This is a genomic window from Planktothrix mougeotii LEGE 06226, from assembly GCF_015207485.1.
GTDB lineage: Bacteria > Cyanobacteriota > Cyanobacteriia > Cyanobacteriales > Microcoleaceae > Planktothrix.
Window position 1 is genome coordinate 80,036 of sequence record NZ_JADEWU010000002.1, and the last position, 22,204, is coordinate 102,239.

Here is a 22,204-nt window from a genome sequence, read left to right on the forward strand (position 1 = left end):
TTAATCTAGCTTTAATATCATTAACTCTGGGGAAGAAACCCGGTTTCTGGACTCATGCTATTGGTAAGGAGTTAAGTTTTTACAGGCGATCGCACTTTCAAAAATCAAAATTATATCAACTATAAGCCTCATCATGACTACCAATATAATATAAGTTTAAAATCCCCTCTCCTGTTGACTCGTCTATTGTTTCCATATCAAAAATAATTCTACAATCATAGGCAACAGAGCAAGACCACAAACCATCCAGATTTCCCTTTAATTTATGGGTTTTTAGGGATGGGATAAAAGGGTCTTCAGATAATAAAGTTATTACTGAAATGACTTTTTCTTGCAGTTGGGGATTCTTCTTTACTAATCTTTTAAATGACTTTTTAAAACTATTTTCATAGACTATTTTCATAAATTAGTCTGCCAAAAGATTGGCAATTGCTTCTTCCGCCGTGCCACAAAAAGCTGTACCATTTTTCTTAGCTTCTTGTGTCAGCTTGACAGATTTTAGTATTTCTTGTTCTTGTAACTCTAGCCGGCGTTTCTGGAGTAACTCAATCAGTTGATCTCGTTCTTCTGAAGTTAAATTATCAAATGTATTAATCAAATTTTGTTTAAAAGTGATGTTCATATTAATATTTCGTCGTTTTATCAAAGTTAAATTGATTATAGCAAAATATTTTTGATGTTCTGAAAATGATCGCCCGATCAAAAATCAAAAGGGCGATCGCATCTTGTAAATAAAGAGCGATCGCACTTTCGGAAAAATAAGGACACTTGCACTTAGCTAGTTGCTCGTCGCTATTAAGCCATCGCAAATAGTTGATTTTTTTCTGCTACCGAGCAAAAGCAATGAAAGAAGGGTTAGCATTAAAAACACTTAATTGAGATCTTGTCATTGCAACTGTACCCCCCTCGTGCATCGGATCAGCAACGATGTATTTTCCATCGGAACTTTTACCGAGAATAGCATTCCAATGACCCCCTGAACCACTGCCTACTCTTGATGGAAACTGTCCACGCCAAGCATCTGTTAAAGTCCCGTAATTAATGACTGGCTTTCCAGCATTTAAAGATCGATCTAAATTATCCCATCCAGTTAACTCTTCCGGTGTACCACCAGAGTTTCTAATGCCGTTTTTTACATTATCAAAAGATGTCCACACTGTGTCTTGATTGAGAACGGTAACTCCTTGACTTGTTCCATTAGAATAACCAAACATCAGATAACGTGCATGGTCAATGCTTGTTTCATCACTGATATTCGCCTGCTCCATACCAAACATTTGTCGAATCATCGCTAAACTAGCTGGGCCACAGTTTGTACTAGAATTAGGTCCATATAAGTTATATGGGTTGTTCCAGTATTGAACTTTAAAAAATGCGTTTGCTTGTTGTGTGCTACTTACCAAAGGTGATGAAACTGCAACCTTATCCCAAGAAAGATCAAACCTAGCGTCGCCCCCCCCCTCATACTGGTGGAAGTGCATATAGTATCGACCAGCTGGCAATTGATAAGTTATTTCTGTAGGTGAGTAAGATTGCGTCCACTGATTGGCGGGAGTGATGTTATACCACTGCCCTGTACCTTGATTTACCGCAAGTAGCTGGAATCCATCATCACCCTGCACCCGGAACTTATAGGGACTACCATCAAAATCAGCCTGGGTGTAGGATCGCATTGCAAAAAAGTCATGGGGTAAACGATTGCCATCTCCATTGGGAGCACCTTGACCCCAGTTTACGTTGATGCCTTTTTTGCCGTCACTGCGGGTATTAGAACCCAAATTGATCACACCGATCGCATTTGGACTGTTGAAGTCTCCTTCCCAGAAGTTTGTTAGCGGAGTACCTTGGCTACTATTCCATGAATAGACTGTTGATTGCCATTGTGTTGAAGTGTCAACTGAATCCCAAAACTTGGTAGCTGGAGTAATACTAAAATTAATGGCAGCATCTCCACCTTGTTCATAGTAATCAACTGTAATTGGAACAGTACCACCGTTTGATCGGAAATAGCCAGAATTGGTCACAAATGACTGAGGTAACCACCTGTCAATTACAGATTCATTTCCTATCTTAACTCTCACACCATCATCAGCTTGTACTTTAATCTGGTATAAGCCAGGTGCAAAATAGCGTTGGGTTGTCATACGTCCAGAGAAATTATCTACTGGAACACTACTAGCAGGGGAACTACCACTCCAGTTTTTACTAAAACCTTGACTACCACTACCTAAATTTTCTGTGAAGACAGGAGTACCACTCAGACTAACATTATTAAAATATTCAGCCTTCCAACTCGTGCTAGGAATATTAACATCATTATCAGCAATAGTTACTGTACCACTCGTATCTCCGAAGTCTATGTTGTTGCCACCAGTTCCGGAGTTGTAGTTCGTATTAGCAGATAAATTTATAATAGCAGTTTCTGAACCCTCTACCAGACCATCATCAATCACATTAATGGGAATTGTTGCCGTAGTTGACCCGGCAGGAATCGTCACAGAACCTAGAAGATTTTGATAATCTGTTCCTTTTGTCGCCGTCCCGCCAGTAGTATAGTAAACTGTTAAAGGATTAGTAGTAATACCTGTACGGGTGACAGTAAATCGACCAGGATTAGCAGTTTGTCCTGATGTTGTTTCAGCCGCACTGCTATCTGTTGTAGTTAGACTAACTGTAGGCTTAGTAACAACATCATTATCAGCAATTGTCACCGTCCCACTCGTCGTACCTAAGTTGTAGTTAGTATTAGTGGATAAATTTACAATAGCAGTTTCTGAACCCTCTACCAGGCCATCATCAATCACATTAATGGGAATTGTTGCCGTAGTTGACCCGGCAGGAATCGTCACAGAACCTATAAGATTCTGATAATCTGTTCCTTTTATCGCTGTTCCTCCTGTTGTGTAGTAAACTGTTAAAGGATTAGTAGTAATACCTGTACGGGTGACAGTAAATCGACCAGGATTAGCAGTTTGTCCTGATGTTGTTTCAGCCGCACTGCTATCTGTTACACTCAGACTAACTGTTGGTTTTATAATAGGAACAGATAGAGATAAATTGTAATTTGTATTAGCGGCACCATAGGGATAAACCCGTGCATAGTAAGTACCAGGGCTTAGAGTTCTACCAATTGATTCCGCAGTAGTACTTCCATGCGTCGAAGATTGTATAAGTCCGTTATTGGCATCGAGTAATTGTACATCTGCATCTGCACTTAGTCCATTGAGAGTTAGATTAAAATTACTAGTACTTCCTACATAGAAACGATAGTAATCATTTGTGTCTGTACTACCAACCCAACCACTAAATGATCTAGTTCCACTAAGGGTTCCAATATTTAATGCAAGAGAAGGAGTATTATCCTGTTCAATAATTAAACTTTGACCATCTATAGTTACAGCTACTTGATCATTTTCTGATTTTAATTTGGTCAGTGTTTCCAAACTCAACTCCTTCCCCTGCACAACGGCTGCAAAAATCGCCCCCTCATCTCCGGGTGTATCCGTAACATTCAACCGCGCATCAACAGAATGCCCGATTTCTTCCAGCAACACATTGGCCACCGCCGCCGGATTTGCTCCATTCCCGGTCAATAATTCTCTCGATAAATAAATCGTATCCGTCGCGGCTGCAAAAGCCCCATTCGCCCCACCAATTTCGGCAGACGAGACAAATTTAACAGGCGGAATTAAACTAAAATCACCGTTTAACCAATCTTCGGTTAAAACATTTGCAGCTTGATTATCCCAACTTTCTCCAAATGCTAAATTCATCTTTTCGACAAAATTAGGAACCTTGGCAAACTGGGTTAATTGTTCCTTGACAATATCCATTGCTTCACCCGTCAACCCATCGAAGGAATTATCATTCGGTAACGTTATATTAGGATCAATAGTTGCAATTGATCCTTCAATTTGAGCCAGCAATAAACTATCAGAGGGGTTTGGTGTGACTGCTGGAATATTTGGGTTTTGATTAATATGACCGATTAATAAGTCAGATTGTAAAATAACTGTAGGATTAGTTTCCTGGGGTTCCCAATTCAAAGTAGAAAAACTGGTAGATGGGAGCAAATTCTGGTTAGGATCTGGCGAAAGTGGATTAGACATCATATATTTTCCCTGAATTTAGATAAAAGTGAGATAAATTTAGTAATACAAGTAAGTAACTAACTTGAAAAATAGTATGAATTAAAAACTTGTTTCTGTAAAGTAATGAAATATCACTTTTAAGCAGAAAATTAAAATTGATTTCGTCATAAATTGTCATAATATTTTGAAAAATGTCAGGTGAAATCACAAAAAGTCTGATATCCTAGTGAAAATACTGATATTTTGTGGAGTCATGGATATAGAAGAATTCTTAAAGTTAGCAGACAATGTGGTTTTTTTGGAGACAGAAAAACATCTGGATGATCTGCAAAAAGCTGTCTTGCGCGGAGTCTGGGATGGCCAAAAATATTCTGAGATCGCAGAAGAATGTTATCGTACCGAAGCTTATGTGAGGAATTCAGCCTCAGAATTATGGAAAATGTTTTCAGGAATTTTAGGTGAAAATATTAGGAAATCGAATATTAGATCGAGTTTAGAACGATCACAATTAGCTTATTTTTTGAATTATAATGAGTCTGTAAATCTTAGCCATGTAAATATATGCAATAATAATTCATCATCCATCATCCCGAAAGAGCGATCGCCATCTTCCCCAAAACAACAACAAATTGACTTAGGCACAGCACCAGATATTAAAAAAATATGCGATCGCATTCACGAACTAAAAACCCTACAAAATTGGGTTATTCAAGAAAATTGTCGCCTAGTTTCTATTATTGGATTAAGTGGTATTGGTAAAACTACCCTAACTCGTTATTTAATTCAAACCTTACAACCAGAATTTGAAGCAATTATATGGCGAAGTTTTTATACTTCCCCGACTTTAGAAATTACTCTCAAAAATTTATTACTATTTTTATCTAATCAATCCTTAACAGAATTACCTGCTAGTTTAGAAGAACAGTTAGCTTTATTAATCGAATATCTAAGAACAAAACGCTGTCTGATTATTTTTGATGATTTGCAAACTTTACTCAATGTACGAACTCTAGCCGGACAATATCACCCTGACTTTAAAAATTATAGGCTGTTGTTTAAATTAATTGCTGAAACTTCCCACAATAGCTGTTTAATTGTCAATAGTTGGGAACTTCCCCAAGATATTGTTACCTTGACTGATGATAATGCACCTATTCGTTGCTTAAAATTACCCGGTTTGGGTTCAGCAGCAACGGAAATTTTACGCGAAAAACGATTAAATGATCAGGAACAATGGGAAACTTTGATTAACACTTATCAAGGAAATCCCTTATGGTTAAAAATCGTAGCTACCCTGATTCAAGATATTTTTAGGGGAAGGGTTGCAGAATTTCTTAAATATGATAATCTATACTTAGCGGAAGAATTGACCCAAATCTTGAAGCAGCATTTTGAACGGTTATCAGAGATTGAGACAACAGTTATCTTTACTCTGAGTCAAGAAAAGCAACCTCTAGCGATCGCAGACTTAATTAAAACGTCTCAATTACCAGCCAGCGATGTATTCAAAGCAATTCAATCTTTAGAAAGACGTTGTTTAATAGAAGCAGAAGATCAGGAACAGGAAAACTGCTTTAAAGTTTTACCAATCTTCAGACAATCTGTTCTTTCAAATTTTAGTTAATCATTCATCTAACTCTTATGGTATGAAAATAAAAAGTTATTTGCAGTTAGGTTATGATGGTAAAATTTGAAATCCAGCTTGAAGAAAATGATCATCTAAGGTTAAAGCTGTAACAATCTCTCGTTCTTCCATCACAATAAACGATAAGCAATCAGTGAGGGAATAAGATTTGTCTTTATGCTTTTTAAAATATTGCCATCCCTGATTAAATAAAGTCCGATCAATCTCTATCAACTCTATATCGGGACTTTCCAAGAGACGATTACCAACTTCAACTGCTTTATAATGAAAGTTGCGACTATTAAAAAAAGTTACGACTTCATCAAAAATGTATGTTGTGGTTACTAAAAAAGGTTTGGAGCTTGCTAAAGCCACCCAATTTTGTAATACTTTTTTATGAGCGTCTTCATTTCTGATTTCCAGAGCTAAAATATAGCTGGTATCTAAAAAAATAGATATTTTTCATGGAGTATACAGATAATGATCATGGTTAACTGCGCCATCTTTTAGATCACATTCCACAGGGTTTGAACCTAAATCCCAAATCGAAGATTCTTTTTTGATACTCGTAATAATAATTTTTTCCTGTTCTTGAATGATGTCAAACTCTTGGTTTTTTCCTAACATTTCTTTAGGTATTAATAATCCTTGCTCTGTTGCTGTTAATCTCATTTAAAATTACCTCAATTGATTATGTTATTTAATCTGTCGAGTGATTTGGGCTATTCTATTATAATCTATTTTGATAGCGATCGCACTTTCTAAATTCGGAAATCCTGAATCGACACAGGAACCCTTGAAAGATACAATAAAGATATTCTAGTATAGGTTCTAACTCAATCAGTAACTAACATGATGAAACTGGATCACATTCAAGCTAAACCATCTTCGTCGGGTTATATCGGAAAAGGGGTAATCCTACTCAGCATTTTAGCAGGAACCATGATATTTACAAACCCTAAGCGGGAAGAATATCTCAATTATGCCTCCGATCAATTATCCACAGAAATTAAAAAATCCATTTGTCAAGAGTCTCAAGTCCCTGAATTTTTAAAAGGACTATCTAATACATTAGTCAATACTTGTAATACCTTAGTTACGACTCAACGAGACTTCATTAAAGATACAATTAATAAATCCACGACCCAACAAAATGCTATTTTATTTAGCGTTTATACAACCGAAATTATGGGCTATAAATATCAAACTTTAGGAGGATTTGGTAACTTTGTAACCTTTCCCACAAAAGATCCAAAAACTTCTCAATCTGCTTCTAAATAAGGGGATTGAGAACTGCCTTCAATGTCTTGTTTTAATCGGGTAATAAAACTATCTCGATTCACTTGATTTAAAATCCCTTGAATGGCGGTATCAATTCCATTCTCACCCCAAGTACAACCCTGTTCTAAATAAACTTGCGCTGCTTGACCGACGGTATAAGTTAAATAGGCAGAAATTGACGCTTGAGTAATGGCAATTCCGGCATAATTTGCGAGATCCGTTGCTAATCCTGCGGCACTTTTACCAAATCCTAATATCCAACCGCTTCCCAGTTCTGCTAATAGTAATCCTCCTGAACTCAATAGAATTTTTTTCCATAATTTTCCCGCTTCATAACTGGTCATGGGTAAGCCATATAAACGAGCTAAAGAACGAATTAAAATTAAATCACTAATTGTTGCACCCAATACATCTAAAATGGCAATAGGATTTAACGCCACAGCTAAGGCTTTATAACGGGTAAATTTCCAAATTAATTCTTCCGCTTCCGAGGCTTGTAATTGAATACTATGACGGGCTATAATGCGTTCTGCTTCTCTGGCTTGAACTAAGGCATTTAACGCTAAAAGCGATCGCCCTTCTCGATTTAATAATTTTACAATAATTTGTTTTAATTCATCAATTTGAGGGGCTGGAGTCTCCCATTCATGGGTAATTTTACCATCCGGCCATTCAATTCTTAATCGGATGGGGGCGGGTTCAGCCGATACCTTGACAATTTCAAATGGGGCTGATTTTTGCGGACTGTCACCGGAATCAGACGGAGAAAAATTATCTCTTTCTAGGGTTTTACTCTGGATTAACTGTTGTAAATTTCGATAAATTTTATCTTGTTCTGATTCTGTATATAAATCAATTTTATTAAAAACAATAATTAAAGGTTTATGGGCATTTTGTAATTCTGAAAGTGCATCATATTCCGTTCGGGTTAAATCCCCCGATACCACAAATAAAATTAAATCCGCTTGGCGAGTCACATCCTTTGCCATTTCTCCCCGCACTTGTCCCGCCACTTCATCTAATCCAGGGGTATCAATTAATTCAACTTGAATTTGATTTTGTGCTTCAATATTATCAATCCGGTTGGGTTCTTCAATTTGCGGTAAAGATACGCTCCAACGCACAGAACGAGGCCATTGAGTCACCCCATTTAAGGGGCCAGTTTGCAGAACTTTTTCCCCTAATAACGCATTTAAAACCGCCGATTTGCCGCGACTCACTAACCCAAATACCGCAATTCTAATCACTCCTTGTTCAAGCTTTTCTAAATTAGTTGATAAAACTTCTAACTGTTTTTGTAATGTCGCTTGTAATTCAGGATGAGAACTGCGCCGTTGACGTCGTAAATGGTGATAACGGGTTAAGGTTTGTTTTAAACTAGAACGGGCTTGATTAAAATGATTGTTCATTATATAAGGGGTTGTTGGGAATTACAAATTACGAATTACGAATTACGAATTACGAATGGGGAATGATTGATGATCAGCGATCATTGAAACGTAGGGGCGAGGTCTCCTCGCCCTTACAAAAGTTTTGTTTCTAACAAAATCATCCCATTTATGAAGAAGATAAAATTTCTTCTAGGGCAGGTTTAACCGTAGGATATTGATAATTAAAATTGTAGGATAATGCCCTTTTCGGGACGACTTGTTGACCTTGGAGAATCACCTGCGCCGCATCTCCTAATAACATTTCTAAAGCAAAATCAGGAACCGGAAGCCAAGACGGACGATGAAGAACCTCACCCAAAGCATGACATAACTGATCCATTTTTACCGGGTTAGGTGCGGTGGCATTTAGAACTCCTTCAACGGAAGAATTCGTTAAACTAAATAGAATTAAATTGACTAAATCTTCCCGATGAATCCAAGAAAACCATTGATGTCCTGAACCCAACGGCCCCCCTGCAAACAATTTAAAAGGAGTCAACATTTTTCCTAATGCTCCTCCCATTCCTAAAACAATTCCTAATCTTAAAATCACTAACCGAGTCCCCACTTCTTGCACCTGTTGGGCGGCGGCTTCCCAAGCTAAACAGACATTGGCTAAAAAATCCCGTCCACTGGGGCTATTTTCATCAAACAGGGCTGTTTCACTGCTTCCGTAATATCCAACGGCTGAAGCACTCACCAGAACACTGGGTTTAGAATTAGCGTTTTGGATCGCTTCAACTAACTTTTGAGTCGCCGTAGAACGACTTTCTAAAATTTCCTGTTTGCGTTGAGGCGTCCAGCGTTCATCAGCAATGGGTGCCCCGGCTAAATTGACGACCCCATCACAGCCCGAAATCGCCTGTTGCCAAGTCCCCGATTTCGTTGGAGTATAACCCACAATTTCTAACCCGGAAGAGACAGAACTAGGAAATACTCGTTTCGCCCGTTCGGGGTTGCGGGTCAGGACTAACACCGCATGACCGTCCTCTTGCAGTCGTTCTACTAAACGACTTCCGACAAATCCTGTTGCTCCTGTAACTGCTACTTTCATTAAAATAACTCTTAATGGCTGAATGGTCGCACCTGTGTCTTTAGATTATCAAATCTTCGCCACTTCCCAGGTGCGGGTAGCAAGCTAACATGGGGGGAAATAACCTCAATCTTTCTGATCAGAAACATTCCTGAAAACCCCCGCTTGAAAATCATCATGCTGATCCAGAAAAAATCAAAGCTTTTCCTCGTTGTTGCAGCGATCGCCTGTGTTGGGAGTATCGCCACCTTCATCTATTTAACGACCCAACGGTACAAAGCTTATAGTCCCCTAGAAAGTGGCAAACTCGTACCAGATGAAGCCATAATGGCAACCTTCGTGTCTCCCACGCCGAACGCCTTATCAGAATTACAAAATTTTGGCACACCCGAAACCCAAGCCTTAATTGTTCAAGGCATTCAACGCTTTCAACGGCAGAGTTTAGCAGGCACAAAGATTAATTTCAATCGAGATATTCAACCTTGGATCGGAGGGGTAATGGTGGCTTTACTTCCCCCGGAACCCTTAAAACCGGCCTCTGATCCGCAACTGTTAATGGTAGTGGGGATTAAAAATCAATGGAAAGCTTGGCATTTTGCCCAAAAATTAAAAGCTTCACCGGATCTCCAATCTCAACAAACGTCCTATCAAGGAATTAACCTATCCCATTACACCGAAAAAAGTGGAAAACAATACCACGTTGCGGTTGTTAACGATCAATTAGTGATTGCAGCCCATCCTGAACCTGTGAAACGAGCAATTGATACCTTTAGGGGTGCACCGTCTCTGCTGAGTTTATCAGGCAACGCTGACCTGTTCTTTAAAAGCGTGAACCTCTCCCATCCCTTAATCACGATTTTGATTGCGGACTCTGATCGGTTTACAAAAGAGATCATGGCAACTTGGCCCGATGCTTCCCGTTTATCCCTGAGTTCCTCATCCAGCTTAAAATCAATTCAATCCGTAGTTTTGGGGGTGGGGGTAGAACCGGAAGGACTCCGGTTAAAAGCGATGGCTCAATTCCGTCCTGATGCCCAAATCTCTCAAAATCAACCGGAATTTGGCGAAATGCTGAATCGCTTTCCCGCAGAAACTCTCGCCTTTGTCAATAGCCATGATCTACATCAACTCTGGTTACAATTTTTAAGCTTAGGAAAAAACAATCCCCCTCTTGAGAACCTGACCCGTCAAATTCGTTTGGGACTACAAGCAATTGATTTAGATGCTGATACAGATGTCTTTGGCTGGATGGATGGAGAATTTGCCTTGGGTGCGATCGCTTCGGAAAAAGGCGTGTTAGCGGCTTTGGGACTGGGAGGCGTGTTATTAATTGAAACCAGCGATCGCCCCGCCGCAGAACGAATGTTAAATAAATTGGATGCTATTATTGCTAATAGTAATCCGCCGATTAATATTGAACAAAATGTTCTAGCTGGAATTGAAGTCACCGAATGGAATGACCCCAAACAAGGAACCTTATTTGGACATGGATGGTTAAGTTCAAATTTAATGTTTGTTGCTTTTGGGGGGCCAGTGGTGGAAGCAATCACCCAGAAACCCCAACATCCCCTAAATCAAAGCCAACAATTTCAATCGATTAGTAAATTTTTACCCAGTCCCCACCATAGCTATGTTTATTTAGATATGGAAAAAATTACGGGTTGGGCGATGGGATATTTGTTAGCGTCCCCGGCTATTTCCCTGCAACCTAACCGCATGATGATGCTCAATTCAATTCGAGGCTTGGGTATCAGTGCCACGTTTCCTGATGTTTCCACGGTTGAGGTGGAGATGGTATTGGTACTAAAGCCGAAAAGCTAAAAAAAGGAAGAAAAGCCTTAGAGCCAAGGGTTTTTAAGTCTCCTCTAGTATTTTGGTTGCAGATGTGAGTACCATTAGACTAAGCATAAAAATGTTTTCTTAACATGACTCAGGAGTCCTTGCTTTAGCTACAAATCATGCTAAAACCGTTTTTAGGTCTATTCAAAGCGTATGCGTATATTAATTTACTCGTATAATTACTATCCTGAACCCATCGGTATTGCTCCTCTGATGACAGAGTTAGCTGAAGGCTTGGTTCAACGAGGTCATCAAGTTCGGGTGATTACCGGAATGCCTAACTATCCTGAACGCCGGATTTATGAAGGATATCAGAATAAATTTTATCTGACGGAAGAACGTCATGGAGTGGTGATTCAGCGTAGCTATATTTGGGTACGCGGCCCTAAACCGGGGTTATTAGATCGTCTTCTCCTGGATAGTAGTTTCATGCTCACCAGTATTGTTCAGGCGTTTAAGGGGTGGCGACCTGATGTTATTTTTGCAACGGTTCCGCCTTTATTAGTCAGTGTTCCGGTGGGTTTATATGCTGGGGTTCGTCGTTGTCCGGTGATTCTGAATATTCAGGATATTGTTTCAGAAGCCGCCCTACGGGTTAAATTAGTCAATCCTGATGGAGTTGTCGTTAAAACAGCCCAAGCCGTTGAACAATTGACCTATGAAAAGGTGGATCGAATTTCTGTGATTGCCACGGGTTTTATTGATAAGTTAGTTGAACACGGGATTCCTGAAGAAAAAATTGTTTATATTCCCAATTGGGTCGATACAAAGTTTATTCGACCCTTACCCAAAATTGATAATTCTTTTCGCCAAAAGTATCAACTTCAAGATAAATTTGTTGTTCTGTATTCCGGGAATATTGCTTTAACCCAAGGTTTAGAAACGGTGATTAAAGCAGCAACTTTATTAGAATATATTCCTGATATTGCTTTTGTGATTGCCGGAGAACAGAAAGCCTTACAAGAGTTAGAGAATTTACGCCAGAACTATCAAACCCAGAATATTTTATTAATTCCCCTGGAACCCCGTGAAAAATTACCTGAAATGTTATCGGCTGCCAATGTAGGATTAGTGGTGCAAAAACGAGAAGTTACGGCTTTTAATTTACCTTCAAAAATTCCAGTTTTATTAGCGAGTGGCTGTGCTATTGTTGGTTCTGTTCCTGATACGGGAACCGCAAAAGAAGCAATTCTTAATAGTGGAGGGGGAATTGTTGTTCCGCCTGAAGATGCAGAAAGTTTAGCCAATGCAATTGTCGATCTTTACAAAAATCCAGAGCAGGTCAAAACTCTAGGTGAACAAGGTCGAAAATATGCAGAAGACTGTTTTAGCATTGAACAAGCATTGAACAAATATGAACAGTTATTTACAGAAGTGGTAACCCAGTCTACACCCATCCCAGAACCCTTGACTAAATCTGTTAGATGACAATAGAATGTAAACTCGAATCATCGGTTACGGGAAACTCAGGTATTTCCTTTATGGCCTTCGCAAAATCCGAACCATCCAAAATCGAAAAGAAGGATTAAAATAATCAGTAGATCTCTATGGCATTGTCACCCCTGGCTACAATCTTAGCCATTCAGGATTAACCAACTGTAACCGATCATTATACGAGGAATACAAGAGCTTAATGTTTGATAACGCCAAAACCAAATACGCCTCTGATCAAGTGATCATCTCTGCTCTTTCTGGGGATGAAGATACCAGCCGGGAAACCGCCCTAGTCGCCGCACGAGCAGCCGATGATCGGAAAGCGGATAATATTCTGGTGCTGCGCGTATCAGAAGTATCTTATATAGCCGATTATTTCGTGATTGTAACGGGTTTTTCTCAAGCTCAACTCCGGGCAATTTCTCAAGCGATTTCAGATCAAGTCGAATTAGAATTACAACGACTTCCCCTCAGAATTGAAGGTCAAAATGATGGTAACTGGGTTTTAATGGATTATGGAGATGTAATTATCCATATTTTATTACCCGAAGAACGAGATTTCTATAAATTAGAAGCCTTTTGGGGTCACGCCGAGCGAGTCCGTTGGCAATCTTAAATCTATTTTATAGCTACCCAGACCCCAATTAGAAACCGGGTTTTTATAGATAGTTTTATTAGCAACCGAAAGATTGAAGAAAAACCCGGTTTCTGAGTCCCCATCTAGCACAAGAAACCGGGTTTTTGTAGATAGTTTTATTAGCAACCGAAAGATTGGAGAAAAATCCGGTTTCTGAGTCCCCATCTAGCACAAGAAACCGGGTTTTTGTAGATAGTTTTATTAGCAACCGAAAGATTGGAGAAAAAACCGGTTTCTGACAACACTAGCGACAAATTTATTAAAACCAAATTCATCGTAGGGGCGAGGCGCGCCTCGCCCCTACAGGGGTGTACCCATTTTTTAGAATTAATAATCCTGAGCATTAAGATTGTTCAATAAGATTGAAACTTGCTCTATAAACTATCTCTAACCCTGTGTATGATGAATCGAAAATTTATCAGATTCTCATTCACAAATATTGGCTAACTAGGGTAAACCAGTACAGGGGGGTACAGAACTCCCACCACTACCACCAGAACTAAGACTCAATACACGGTCAAGAGTATTATCGTGAGAACATTGTGCTGCTGGACAATGATTCGTGAGATCCCTTAATGAGATCCCACCACGACATTGGGCATTAGGAGGTATAATTATATTATCCCCTTGACCTGGACAGGGTGCCCAACGGGATGAGTTAAAATAAAAACATAATTGTTGACCCGTATCAGGGTTCCTGTAGGTTTGAGAGGAAATTCTTTGATTCCAAGGACTATCCCCAGACTGTGCTATAATGCCAACATTGTTCAACTTTGGAGGAATACTACTCTGATTAATATTGGGATTACGGGTTTCTGGTAGATTAGCATTAGCGTTGGGAGTGCTTTTAATCATAGCTCCACTCATAGCTAAAGCAGCACCGAGTACCAATATCACGGCTTTTCTATTCATGAATTTCCCTCTGATATTTGCAAGCTTCCTTTAACTTTTGTCGATTCGCCAAAATATAGCGATCGCCACTAACTCAAACTCAAAAAAAGTAATTGTAACTATTAATATTGATATTATTTTTGATCATCGAATTTTTGTCAGTCGGGAAATGTCGGAAAATGTCGGGAATTTAATGTCAGATATTGTCGGAAAATGTCGGAAAATGTCGGAAAAATTTTTACACCTATCAAGAATATGGATATTCAAGAGGTTTTAAAAATCGCTGATCATCTAGTTTTTAATCATACAGGAAAACATTTAGATGATCTGCAAAAAACCGTACTTGAAGGAGTTTGGGAAGGTAAAAAATATACTGAAATTGCGGATAATATCCATTGTAGTGAAGGCTATGTTCGAGATACCGCCTCAGATTTATGGAAAATCTTATCAAATTTTTCAGGAGAAGATGTTAATAAATCGAATTTTCGTTCAGCTTTAGAAAGATTACAATTTTCTGTTTCTTCCAGTGTTGGTTTTGGTAATGTTATCGGAATTACAAATAATTTAAGTTTATGTAGCGATCGCATTACACCTTTAGAAAATAGCAGGAATGGAAAACAGGGACAAACACCCGGACAAAATCAACCCGAAATTCATCTAAATACATTACCCATTCAAGACCTTAGAGAAGCACCGGATATTGGTAAAATATGGGGTCGAGTTAATGAAATATCAACTTTAGAACATTGGATATTACAAGAAAACATTAAAGTAGTAGGAATATTAGGAATAAGCGGTATAGGTAAAACAACATTATCCCGCCATCTCATCGAAAAAATTAACAATAATTTTGACTATATTATTTGGAAGAATCTATATCACTCTCCCCCGTTATTAACCTTAGTTAGACAGTTAGTTTTCTCCTTATCTTCTCCAACTAATAGTAATTCTTTATTAACAGATATTAATTCTATATTAGATTTAGAACTTGCTGAATTATTATCAATATTGTTTGAATATTTGCGTAAATACCGTTGTTTAATTATCTTAGATAATGTTCAAGAGATATTAGCAGAAGGTAAATTAGCCGGAAATTATAAAAATCACTTTGAAAACTATGGTGAATTCTTAAAAAATATGGGTCAACTTTACCATCATAGCTGTTTAATTTTAAATAGTTGGGAAGCACCCTTAGAACTCATCAATTTAACAGGTTTAAGTAACCCCGTAAAACTATTATCATTAAATGGAATAGGAGAAAATGCGATAGAAATTTTTAAAGAACACAATTTATCCGATGAAGAATACTGGCTAGAATTAATTAATACCTATCGCGGTCATCCTGACGAGTTAAAAACTATAGCTCGAATGATTCAAGACTTATTTAATGGTAAAATCGGAGATTATTTAAAATATAACAGTCTGTTTTTGGGAGATGAAATCATCAATCAATTAAACCGAAATTTTCAACGAATATCTTTATTAGAAAAACAAATAATATTGCAATTAAGCCAAATGAATCAACCCGTAACGGTGACAGAACTTTCACAGAATTTATCTTTATCCTCATCTGAGTTATTGACTGCTATTCAATCTCTAGGAAGACGTTCATTAATTGAAAAGATAACACAAGAACAATTAACCTTATTTACAATATCACCCGTAATTAGGGAATATATCAAATTAGAAACCGGGTTTTTGTAGATAGCTTGTTAAGAAACCCAAAGATAAAAGAAAAACCCGGTTTCTGAGTCCCTACCTAGCAGGAGAAACCGGGTTTTTATAGATAGCTTTGTTAGCAACCGAAAGATAAAAGAAAAACCCGGTTTCTGAGTCCCTACCTAGCAGGAGAAACCGGGTTTTTGTAGATAGCTTTGTTAGCAACCGAAAGAGGGGAGAAAAAACCCGGTTTCTGAGTCCCCCTTCATCTCAAGTAAACTTATATGAATTTGTTTTAAAAATTTTAATCAAATTAGCAATGCCATCCCCTGTTTGATAAAATTGCTTCAGAAATCGATTTGAGAACACAAGCGATGAAAATTAAATCTGTTTTTACGGGTCTAGGATTGACTTTGCTGATTAGCGTCTTTTTTGCCGTTGCATCTGAGTTTTTGGTCTTTAATGCCTCACCAGCTTTCGCTCAAGATGTTACCAGTAGTTGCCCTCTACCCGTCGATATTGCCAATACATTTCTAAACTCTGAATGTAAAGAGATTCAATTATCAGAATCTCAAGATTTTTACCGTTATTATAGCACCGATAATATGAAATATGGGCGCTATTTAACGACGGATCAATATACTAAGAATGTTGATGTGATCAGAAATTTAGCCTTAAACCAAGCTTGGGGAAATCAAGCAACGATAATCGAAACGGTAACATTACCCGCCGGAACAACAATTTATAAAGGCATTGTAGCCCCACAACCGCCAACGGAATGTTATCCTGGGATGGGTCATCAAATCTTTATTAAAGATTCTAAAGATCCCAATATTAAATGGTCGGCTGGTCAAAATATTGGTGTTGAACCTTTTTCTTGTCCTTAATTCTTTTTAAGTCAATTCCCTCACCGGATATTAACATGGATGCCAAAATTACCGAATTTACTCAGTTAATTGATCAAGCGATTGATTCTGCGGAACAAACCGATCAAGAGGAACAATCAGATCGTTTAGATAATTTAATTGCGGTCTTGAAAAACCTCAAACAAACCGTAATCTCAGGTCAACTTCAACCGTCTCATGGAACTGCAACTTTAGGACTGGCGAGAGAAGTAGCAGACTGGATTGAATCTTTAGATTCTCCTTTATTGAGTGCTGTGGGTGCTGTTGAAGACTATTATCAAAAGCACTTCTAAACTCCAAAGAGAAACCGGGTTTTGGTAGAAAGTTTGGTGAGAAACCCAAAGATAAAAGAAAAACTCGGTTTCTGAAAATTAAAACCTTTACTATCAGAATCAATAGAGGCAGAAAATCACCTAAAAACTGATCAATCACCGACCATCAAGTTAAAAGGTTATTCTTCAGTTAGAATAACCTCTTAATTGTAAGATTTGATATTTTGTTTGAAATCCCATTAATAATCAAGCATTGCCAAAAGTGGGAACCTCAACAGAACCCCCACCTCGATTTTGAAAACTGGGTAGATCCAACCCACTCGGACGACGACTTTTTTGAGCTAAACGATAGCTAACACTTTGTAACTCAGCATTAAGTTGTTTATTTTCACGTTGAAGTAATTCCACTTTTTCCATCACTTCATTCAGACGCTCTGAGAACTTCTGGCGGTAAACTCCGGGTAACTCTTGAACGACTTGTTCCAACATCCGAGAGCGATCTGTTAACTCCTGAACCGACTGTCTCAGTTGATAAACTTCCGTATCCCGTTCAGCAATTTGTTCTTGATAAAACTTAACCTGCTGTTCCATCTCTTGCAGTTGTTCTCGTAAAGCAACCATTTGGACTTGATGGCGTTCAGACACGTCCGGGGCTGGTAATAAATTAGCATCCCCTTTAACCAAACGGAACAGTTCTTGAGATAACTGTTGAATCAACTGATCTCGCATTTGTAGCTCTTCGTTTAAACGAGCAACTTCAGCGTTGAATTCCTGTGGCGTTTGACTTTTGGCTTGGCTCACGGTAACTGACGGCTCCTATAAATTTATTCTGTATATTTGTTCTTAAAATACTCTTCCTTCCCCAAATCCGCAATAGTGGGGAAGCGGGGGTAGGGTGTGGGCATCAGTGTCAACTTCAGCCAAAAACCCATGATTACAGCCGAGATCCCCCTAAATCCCCCTTAAAAAGGGGGACTTTGATCCCCCCTAACCCCCCTTTTTTAAGGGATCTTTTGCTCTTCTGTACTTAGGCTTCTTGAAGTTCAGGTTCTGGAGTTTCGGCGATCACTGGAGCAACTTCTTCCTTAATGGTCAGATAACGAATCACTTCATCACTGAGTCGCATGGCTCTTTCGAGGACAGCGATTTGACTTCCAGGGCCTTCATAATTCATCTGGACGTAAATCCCTTCCCGATGTTTAGCAATATCATAAGCCAGACGACGTTTACCCCGATTTTGAATTTCAATATTCTGTCCACCTTGATCCCGCAGAATAGTTTCATATTTGGCAATAAACTGCTCAACTTGTTCATCGTTGAGATCGGGACGCAGGATATACATCGTTTCGTAAACAAAAGGTTTCATGCTATTATGCTCCTTCTGGACAACAAGGCTTCTGGATTAGAAGCAAGGATCTTTAATTATATCAGGTGTTGTTGTTAAAAAAATGAATGACTTTGTGAAATCCTGAGATTTGGGCAGGAAGACCCTGCCCCTACGAAGCTTTATCGGACTTGCATATAAACCGCATCAGACAGGGTAGGAATTTCTGCATATTTTCCTAAAAAGCACTGAATTACAGAATAGAAAAATGCAGCTAAAAGTCCCAGGAAAATCATGTTGTAAAGGGTTTCACCAACAAATCCTTGTAACAGAACACTGCCTAATACTTGGAAGATTAACGTACATAAAATCAGAACAATGTCAATCAAAATTGCCTGCATTGTATTGAATCGAATAAAATGAGGAATATTTTCATTCCGAACTACTAGCATATATAACGCGATGAACACAATAAATCCTGCAAAAGGAATGATTTGATAAAGGGTCATCAAGGGAATAACAGGCAAGGTAATCAGTTGTAAAATCGGAAACTGTTGAAATAAAAAGCGTCCAAAGGGCAACCCATCCATTAAAGGCAGTAGATAGGGTAAAGCCGCAAAAATGCGATCGCGTACTGTCGTCGTCCCGCGCCAAGTCATAACCAGTTCTCCTGAGTGTGTCTTAAACTCAGGATAGCGTAGTCCCAGATATTCGGTGTCAGTTGTCAGTTAACAGTCAACAGTTTTATCATTGAATATTGGCCATGCGGAAACCCATTTGACACTCATACTGACTGGGTTGATTGTCGATGGAGGGGCGCACCAAATGACCACAACAAAGCTGACCGCCTCTCCAACGGGGTTGACCGCTTTGATCAGCCAGCAAACACCCTTGACAAACCTGTTGAGAAGCAAGTACCTGGTTATCCATCAAGATGACTAGCATAATGGTTCCTCCGACAGATGCCATTTCTCTGTATCTATTGTAAGTCAAGAGTTCCAGCCTATTCAGCTAAATGACTTACAATTTAACAAAACGGGCAGAAATTTTAGAGCCTTGTGGTTGGGGAGTCAAGGACTAGAAGGGTTCAGCAAAGAAAGTTATTATTAAAGATTCTGGGGAAAATACGCTATTGAATCCCCTGATTAGGTGCAATAGCATTCTGTTTTTGTTTCATTAAGAGGAATTTTATTGTGAGTCAGACTAACTTAGAAATCTTATCTGAAACTGATCCGGTCATTGCTGATCTGATTCAGCATGAACTCTGTCGCCAACGGGATCACCTAGAATTAATTGCGAGTGAAAACTTTACCTCCGCCGCCGTCATGGCTGCCCAAGGGTCTGTTCTAACTAACAAATATGCAGAGGGACTTCCCAAAAAACGCTATTACGGCGGTTGTGAATTTGTTGATGGTGTGGAACAGTTAGCCATTGAACGGGCTAAACAACTGTTTGGGGCGGCCAGTGCCAATGTTCAGCCCCATTCCGGTGCTCAAGCTAACTTTGCCGTGTTTTTAGCCCTGCTCAAACCCGGTGACACTATCATGGGGATGGACTTATCTCATGGCGGACATTTAACCCATGGTTCCCCGGTCAACGTTTCGGGTAAATGGTTTAAAGTTTGTCATTATGGCGTTAGTCCCGAAACCGAACAACTGGATTATGACCAAATTTTAGAATTAGCCAAACAGCATAAACCCCAAATGATAATTTGTGGGTATTCTGCCTATCCTCGGATTATCAATTTTGAGAAATTCCGCGCTATTGCCGATGAAGTCGGTGCTTATTTAATGGCCGATATTGCTCATATTGCCGGGTTAGTGGCAACGGGTCATCATCCTAACCCCATTCCCTACTGTGATGTGGTGACAACAACCACCCACAAAACCTTAAGAGGGCCAAGAGGCGGTTTAATCTTAACACGGGATGCAGAACTGGGCAAAAAATTGGATAAAGCTGTTTTCCCCGGTTCCCAAGGTGGCCCCCTCGAACACGTCATTGCCGGGAAAGCCGTTGCCTTTGGCGAAGCACTCAAACCCGAATTTACCACCTATTCCGGTCAAGTGATTGCTAATGCCAAAGCCTTAGCGACTCAGTTACAAAACCGAGGCTTAAAAATTGTTTCCAATGGCACGGATAACCATCTGATGTTAGTGGATTTACGTTCCGTTAGCATGACTGGAAAACGAGCGGATCAGCTTGTGAGTGATGTTAATATTACGGCTAATAAAAATACCGTTCCCTTTGATCCTGAATCTCCCTTTGTCACCAGTGGGTTAAGATTAGGTTCTCCGGCTATGACCACACGGGGAATGGGAGAAACGGAATTTATTGAGATTGGTAATATTATTGCAGACCGACTGCTGAACCCCGATGATGAGGCTATTAAAGAAGCTTGTCGTCAACGGGTTGCTAATTTATGCGATCGCTTTCCGCTTTATCCCCATCTCAGTGTTAAAGTTCCGGCTTTAGCCTAAAGGTTGGGTAGTGTGAACAATGGTAGAGACGTGCCATGGCACGTCTCTACATGGCACGTCTCTCTATAACATCAGATCTAATCGTAAGTTTTTCTGGTTTCCTGCGGGCCTATTTCAATATTTCTTGCAAGAAACGATCCCAAATGTAGTAAACTCTGGCTGACACTTGAAGAACATTTTGCACCTATAACCTCAGATGCCCCACCATCTGTACCACCTTCTGGCTTTTATTATTTCTGCTCTAGTTGTCATCTGGAGTACCCCGATTGTTAAGAAAATCGCCATCCGTTCAGGACAGGTTGATTTACCTAATGATCGCAAAGTTCATCAACAACCGATGGTTCGCTTAGGTGGTGTTTCCATCTTTGCAGGCGCCTTAATTGCTCTATTATTGGTTTGGATATCCGGTGGCTTTATTGATGCCACAGGTAAACCCTTAAGTTCAGAAGCTGAATATGAAATTTGGGGCGTGACTCTCGGCGGCATTGCCTTTTTTCTGATTGGTTTAGCCGATGATTTGTTTAGTTTATCTCCCCTAACTCGCCTAATTTTGCAAACAGGAGTTGCGAGTCTGGCTTGGTGGGTGGGTGTCCGTATCGACTTTTTAACAATCCCTTATTTAGGTTTACTTCATATTGGATGGTTGAGTCTACCCATTACAATTATTTGGTTAGTGGGAATGACCAATGCGATTAATTGGATTGATGGTTTAGATGGATTGGCGGCGGGTGTTTGTGGAATTGCTGCCGTTGTCATGTTAATTGTCAGTTTATTTATGAATCAACCGGCTGCGGCATTAATTGCGGCAGCGTTAGCTGGAAGTGCATTAGGATTTCTGCGATATAATTTTAATCCGGCTCAAATTTTTATGGGGGATGGGGGAGCCTATTTTATGGGATTTACCCTCGCTGGAGTGGGGGTTATTGGTTTAGTAAAAATAACGGCTGTTACCTCTGTTGTTCTTCCCTATTTAATTTTAGCGGTTCCAATTTTAGATATGTCTGCCGTTATTTTAGATCGAATTCGTCATGGTAAATCCCCTTTTATTGCGGATAAACGCCATCTCCATCATCGACTATTAGATGCAGGTTTATCCCAACGTCGAACGGTATTATTTATCTATTCTCTTACGCTTTGGGTGGGAAGTTTAGCCCTGGCTTTTTCAGGAATACCCAGTGGTTTAGCTTATGCCTTGGGTGCAACCGGATTATTAGGTTATACCAGTTGGCAAGCTTTAAAACGAGCCAGATTGTAGTAATCCCTTCAGGGGTTTCTTCCTTCTTATTTCACTTTTTTTGATATTCCCT

Annotated in this window: 24 protein-coding genes; 11 read left to right on the top strand and 13 right to left on the bottom strand. The window is 39.3% G+C overall.

Annotation, left to right across the window (positions count from 1 at the left end; genetic code table 11):
• Positions 1 to 115: 115 nt before the first annotated feature.
• The 4 genes from IQ236_RS01405 to IQ236_RS01420 are packed head-to-tail and all read right to left on the bottom strand — an operon-like array spanning position 116 to position 4,112.
• Positions 116 to 403 carry a type II toxin-antitoxin system RelE/ParE family toxin gene (locus IQ236_RS01405; protein WP_193867624.1) on the bottom strand — a complete coding sequence of 96 codons (288 nt, stop codon included), beginning with the start codon at positions 401 to 403 and terminating at the stop codon, positions 116 to 118.
• A gap of 3 nt (positions 404 to 406) precedes the next feature.
• Positions 407 to 622 (bottom strand): hypothetical protein, encoded by a 216-nt coding sequence (locus IQ236_RS01410; RefSeq protein ID WP_193867625.1) that lies wholly within the window; start codon positions 620 to 622, stop codon positions 407 to 409.
• 1 nt (position 623) lies between these two features.
• A complete protein-coding gene (locus tag IQ236_RS01415) occupies positions 624 to 809 on the bottom strand; it encodes a hypothetical protein (protein ID WP_193867626.1) in 186 nt (61 codons plus the stop codon).
• Positions 810 to 827: 18 nt separating this feature from the next.
• Positions 828 to 4,112: a Calx-beta domain-containing protein gene (locus tag IQ236_RS01420; protein ID WP_193867627.1), complete on the bottom strand. Its 3,285-nt coding sequence runs from the start codon at positions 4,110 to 4,112 to the stop codon at positions 828 to 830.
• 232 nt (positions 4,113 to 4,344) lie between these two features.
• Between IQ236_RS01420 and IQ236_RS01425 the strand changes: the two genes are divergently transcribed.
• Positions 4,345 to 5,715, top strand: a complete 1,371-nt coding sequence (locus IQ236_RS01425; protein WP_193867628.1) for an NB-ARC domain-containing protein — start codon at positions 4,345 to 4,347, stop codon at positions 5,713 to 5,715.
• A gap of 51 nt (positions 5,716 to 5,766) precedes the next feature.
• Here the strand turns inward: IQ236_RS01425 and IQ236_RS01430 are convergent, their stop codons facing one another.
• Together IQ236_RS01430 and IQ236_RS01435 are read right to left on the bottom strand one after the other, a co-directional pair.
• On the bottom strand, positions 5,767 to 6,174 hold the full coding sequence (locus tag IQ236_RS01430) for a type II toxin-antitoxin system VapC family toxin (RefSeq protein ID WP_193867725.1): 408 nt from the start codon (positions 6,172 to 6,174) through the stop codon (positions 5,767 to 5,769).
• A gap of 3 nt (positions 6,175 to 6,177) precedes the next feature.
• The gene (locus IQ236_RS01435) at positions 6,178 to 6,387 is read right to left on the bottom strand and encodes a hypothetical protein (RefSeq protein ID WP_193867629.1); all 210 of its coding nucleotides are present in this window, start codon (positions 6,385 to 6,387) and stop codon (positions 6,178 to 6,180) included.
• A gap of 180 nt (positions 6,388 to 6,567) precedes the next feature.
• On the opposite strand from IQ236_RS01435, the gene IQ236_RS01440 reads away from it, so the two are divergent.
• Positions 6,568 to 6,996, top strand: coding sequence for a DUF4359 domain-containing protein (locus IQ236_RS01440; RefSeq protein ID WP_193867630.1), 429 nt, complete (start codon positions 6,568 to 6,570; stop codon positions 6,994 to 6,996).
• Here IQ236_RS01440 and IQ236_RS01445 read toward each other — a convergent pair.
• Positions 6,978 to 8,405: a GTP-binding protein gene (locus IQ236_RS01445; RefSeq protein WP_193867631.1), complete on the bottom strand. Its 1,428-nt coding sequence runs from the start codon at positions 8,403 to 8,405 to the stop codon at positions 6,978 to 6,980. The two genes, IQ236_RS01440 and IQ236_RS01445, sit on opposite strands and share 19 nt — an antisense overlap.
• Before the next feature lie 148 nt (positions 8,406 to 8,553).
• The gene (gene thyD, locus IQ236_RS01450) at positions 8,554 to 9,480 is read right to left on the bottom strand and encodes a thylakoid membrane protein ThyD (protein ID WP_193867632.1); all 927 of its coding nucleotides are present in this window, start codon (positions 9,478 to 9,480) and stop codon (positions 8,554 to 8,556) included.
• Positions 9,481 to 9,636: 156 nt separating this feature from the next.
• On the opposite strand from thyD, the gene IQ236_RS01455 reads away from it, so the two are divergent.
• From IQ236_RS01455 to rsfS, 3 genes are all read left to right on the top strand, one after another.
• Positions 9,637 to 11,280, top strand: coding sequence for a DUF3352 domain-containing protein (locus tag IQ236_RS01455; RefSeq protein ID WP_193867633.1), 1,644 nt, complete (start codon positions 9,637 to 9,639; stop codon positions 11,278 to 11,280).
• Positions 11,281 to 11,451: 171 nt separating this feature from the next.
• Positions 11,452 to 12,726: a WcaI family glycosyltransferase gene (locus IQ236_RS01460; RefSeq protein ID WP_193867634.1), complete on the top strand. Its 1,275-nt coding sequence runs from the start codon at positions 11,452 to 11,454 to the stop codon at positions 12,724 to 12,726.
• A gap of 205 nt (positions 12,727 to 12,931) precedes the next feature.
• A complete protein-coding gene (gene rsfS, locus IQ236_RS01465) occupies positions 12,932 to 13,348 on the top strand; it encodes a ribosome silencing factor (RefSeq protein ID WP_193867635.1) in 417 nt (138 codons plus the stop codon).
• A gap of 468 nt (positions 13,349 to 13,816) precedes the next feature.
• Here the strand turns inward: rsfS and IQ236_RS01470 are convergent, their stop codons facing one another.
• A complete protein-coding gene (locus IQ236_RS01470; protein WP_193867636.1) occupies positions 13,817 to 14,281 on the bottom strand; it encodes a hypothetical protein in 465 nt (154 codons plus the stop codon).
• Positions 14,282 to 14,318: 37 nt separating this feature from the next.
• Between IQ236_RS01470 and IQ236_RS01475 the strand changes: the two genes are divergently transcribed.
• From IQ236_RS01475 to IQ236_RS01490, 4 genes are all read left to right on the top strand, one after another.
• Positions 14,319 to 14,537 carry a hypothetical protein gene (locus tag IQ236_RS01475; protein WP_193867637.1) on the top strand — a complete coding sequence of 73 codons (219 nt, stop codon included), beginning with the start codon at positions 14,319 to 14,321 and terminating at the stop codon, positions 14,535 to 14,537.
• Entirely contained in the window at positions 14,516 to 15,964 is a 1,449-nt protein-coding gene (locus IQ236_RS01480; protein WP_193867638.1) for an NB-ARC domain-containing protein, read from the top strand. Before IQ236_RS01475 ends, IQ236_RS01480 begins: the two co-directional genes overlap by 22 nt.
• A gap of 329 nt (positions 15,965 to 16,293) precedes the next feature.
• Positions 16,294 to 16,806, top strand: coding sequence for a hypothetical protein (locus tag IQ236_RS01485; RefSeq protein ID WP_193867639.1), 513 nt, complete (start codon positions 16,294 to 16,296; stop codon positions 16,804 to 16,806).
• Positions 16,807 to 16,841: 35 nt separating this feature from the next.
• Positions 16,842 to 17,117: a hypothetical protein gene (locus IQ236_RS01490; RefSeq protein WP_072719234.1), complete on the top strand. Its 276-nt coding sequence runs from the start codon at positions 16,842 to 16,844 to the stop codon at positions 17,115 to 17,117.
• A 225-nt stretch (positions 17,118 to 17,342) separates the two neighbouring features.
• Here IQ236_RS01490 and IQ236_RS01495 read toward each other — a convergent pair whose 3' ends face one another.
• The 4 genes from IQ236_RS01495 to IQ236_RS01510 all read right to left on the bottom strand — a co-directional run bounded on the left by IQ236_RS01495 (position 17,343) and on the right by IQ236_RS01510 (position 19,365).
• Positions 17,343 to 17,897, bottom strand: a complete 555-nt coding sequence (locus tag IQ236_RS01495; protein ID WP_193867640.1) for an Npun_F5560 family protein — start codon at positions 17,895 to 17,897, stop codon at positions 17,343 to 17,345.
• A gap of 226 nt (positions 17,898 to 18,123) precedes the next feature.
• Positions 18,124 to 18,462 carry a 30S ribosomal protein S6 gene (gene rpsF / locus IQ236_RS01500; RefSeq protein WP_193867641.1) on the bottom strand — a complete coding sequence of 113 codons (339 nt, stop codon included), beginning with the start codon at positions 18,460 to 18,462 and terminating at the stop codon, positions 18,124 to 18,126.
• 140 nt (positions 18,463 to 18,602) lie between these two features.
• Positions 18,603 to 19,079 (bottom strand): Tic20 family protein, encoded by a 477-nt coding sequence (locus tag IQ236_RS01505; RefSeq protein ID WP_190519954.1) that lies wholly within the window; start codon positions 19,077 to 19,079, stop codon positions 18,603 to 18,605.
• An 88-nt stretch (positions 19,080 to 19,167) separates the two neighbouring features.
• On the bottom strand, positions 19,168 to 19,365 hold the full coding sequence (locus IQ236_RS01510; RefSeq protein ID WP_193867642.1) for a hypothetical protein: 198 nt from the start codon (positions 19,363 to 19,365) through the stop codon (positions 19,168 to 19,170).
• A 248-nt stretch (positions 19,366 to 19,613) separates the two neighbouring features.
• Here IQ236_RS01510 and glyA point away from each other — a divergent pair, with 248 nt between their 5' ends.
• Both glyA and IQ236_RS01520 read left to right on the top strand, forming a co-directional pair.
• Positions 19,614 to 20,897 (top strand): serine hydroxymethyltransferase, encoded by a 1,284-nt coding sequence (gene glyA, locus IQ236_RS01515; RefSeq protein WP_193867643.1) that lies wholly within the window; start codon positions 19,614 to 19,616, stop codon positions 20,895 to 20,897.
• 196 nt (positions 20,898 to 21,093) lie between these two features.
• Positions 21,094 to 22,152, top strand: coding sequence for a glycosyltransferase family 4 protein (locus tag IQ236_RS01520; RefSeq protein WP_190519948.1), 1,059 nt, complete (start codon positions 21,094 to 21,096; stop codon positions 22,150 to 22,152).
• Positions 22,153 to 22,204 lie beyond the last annotated feature (52 nt).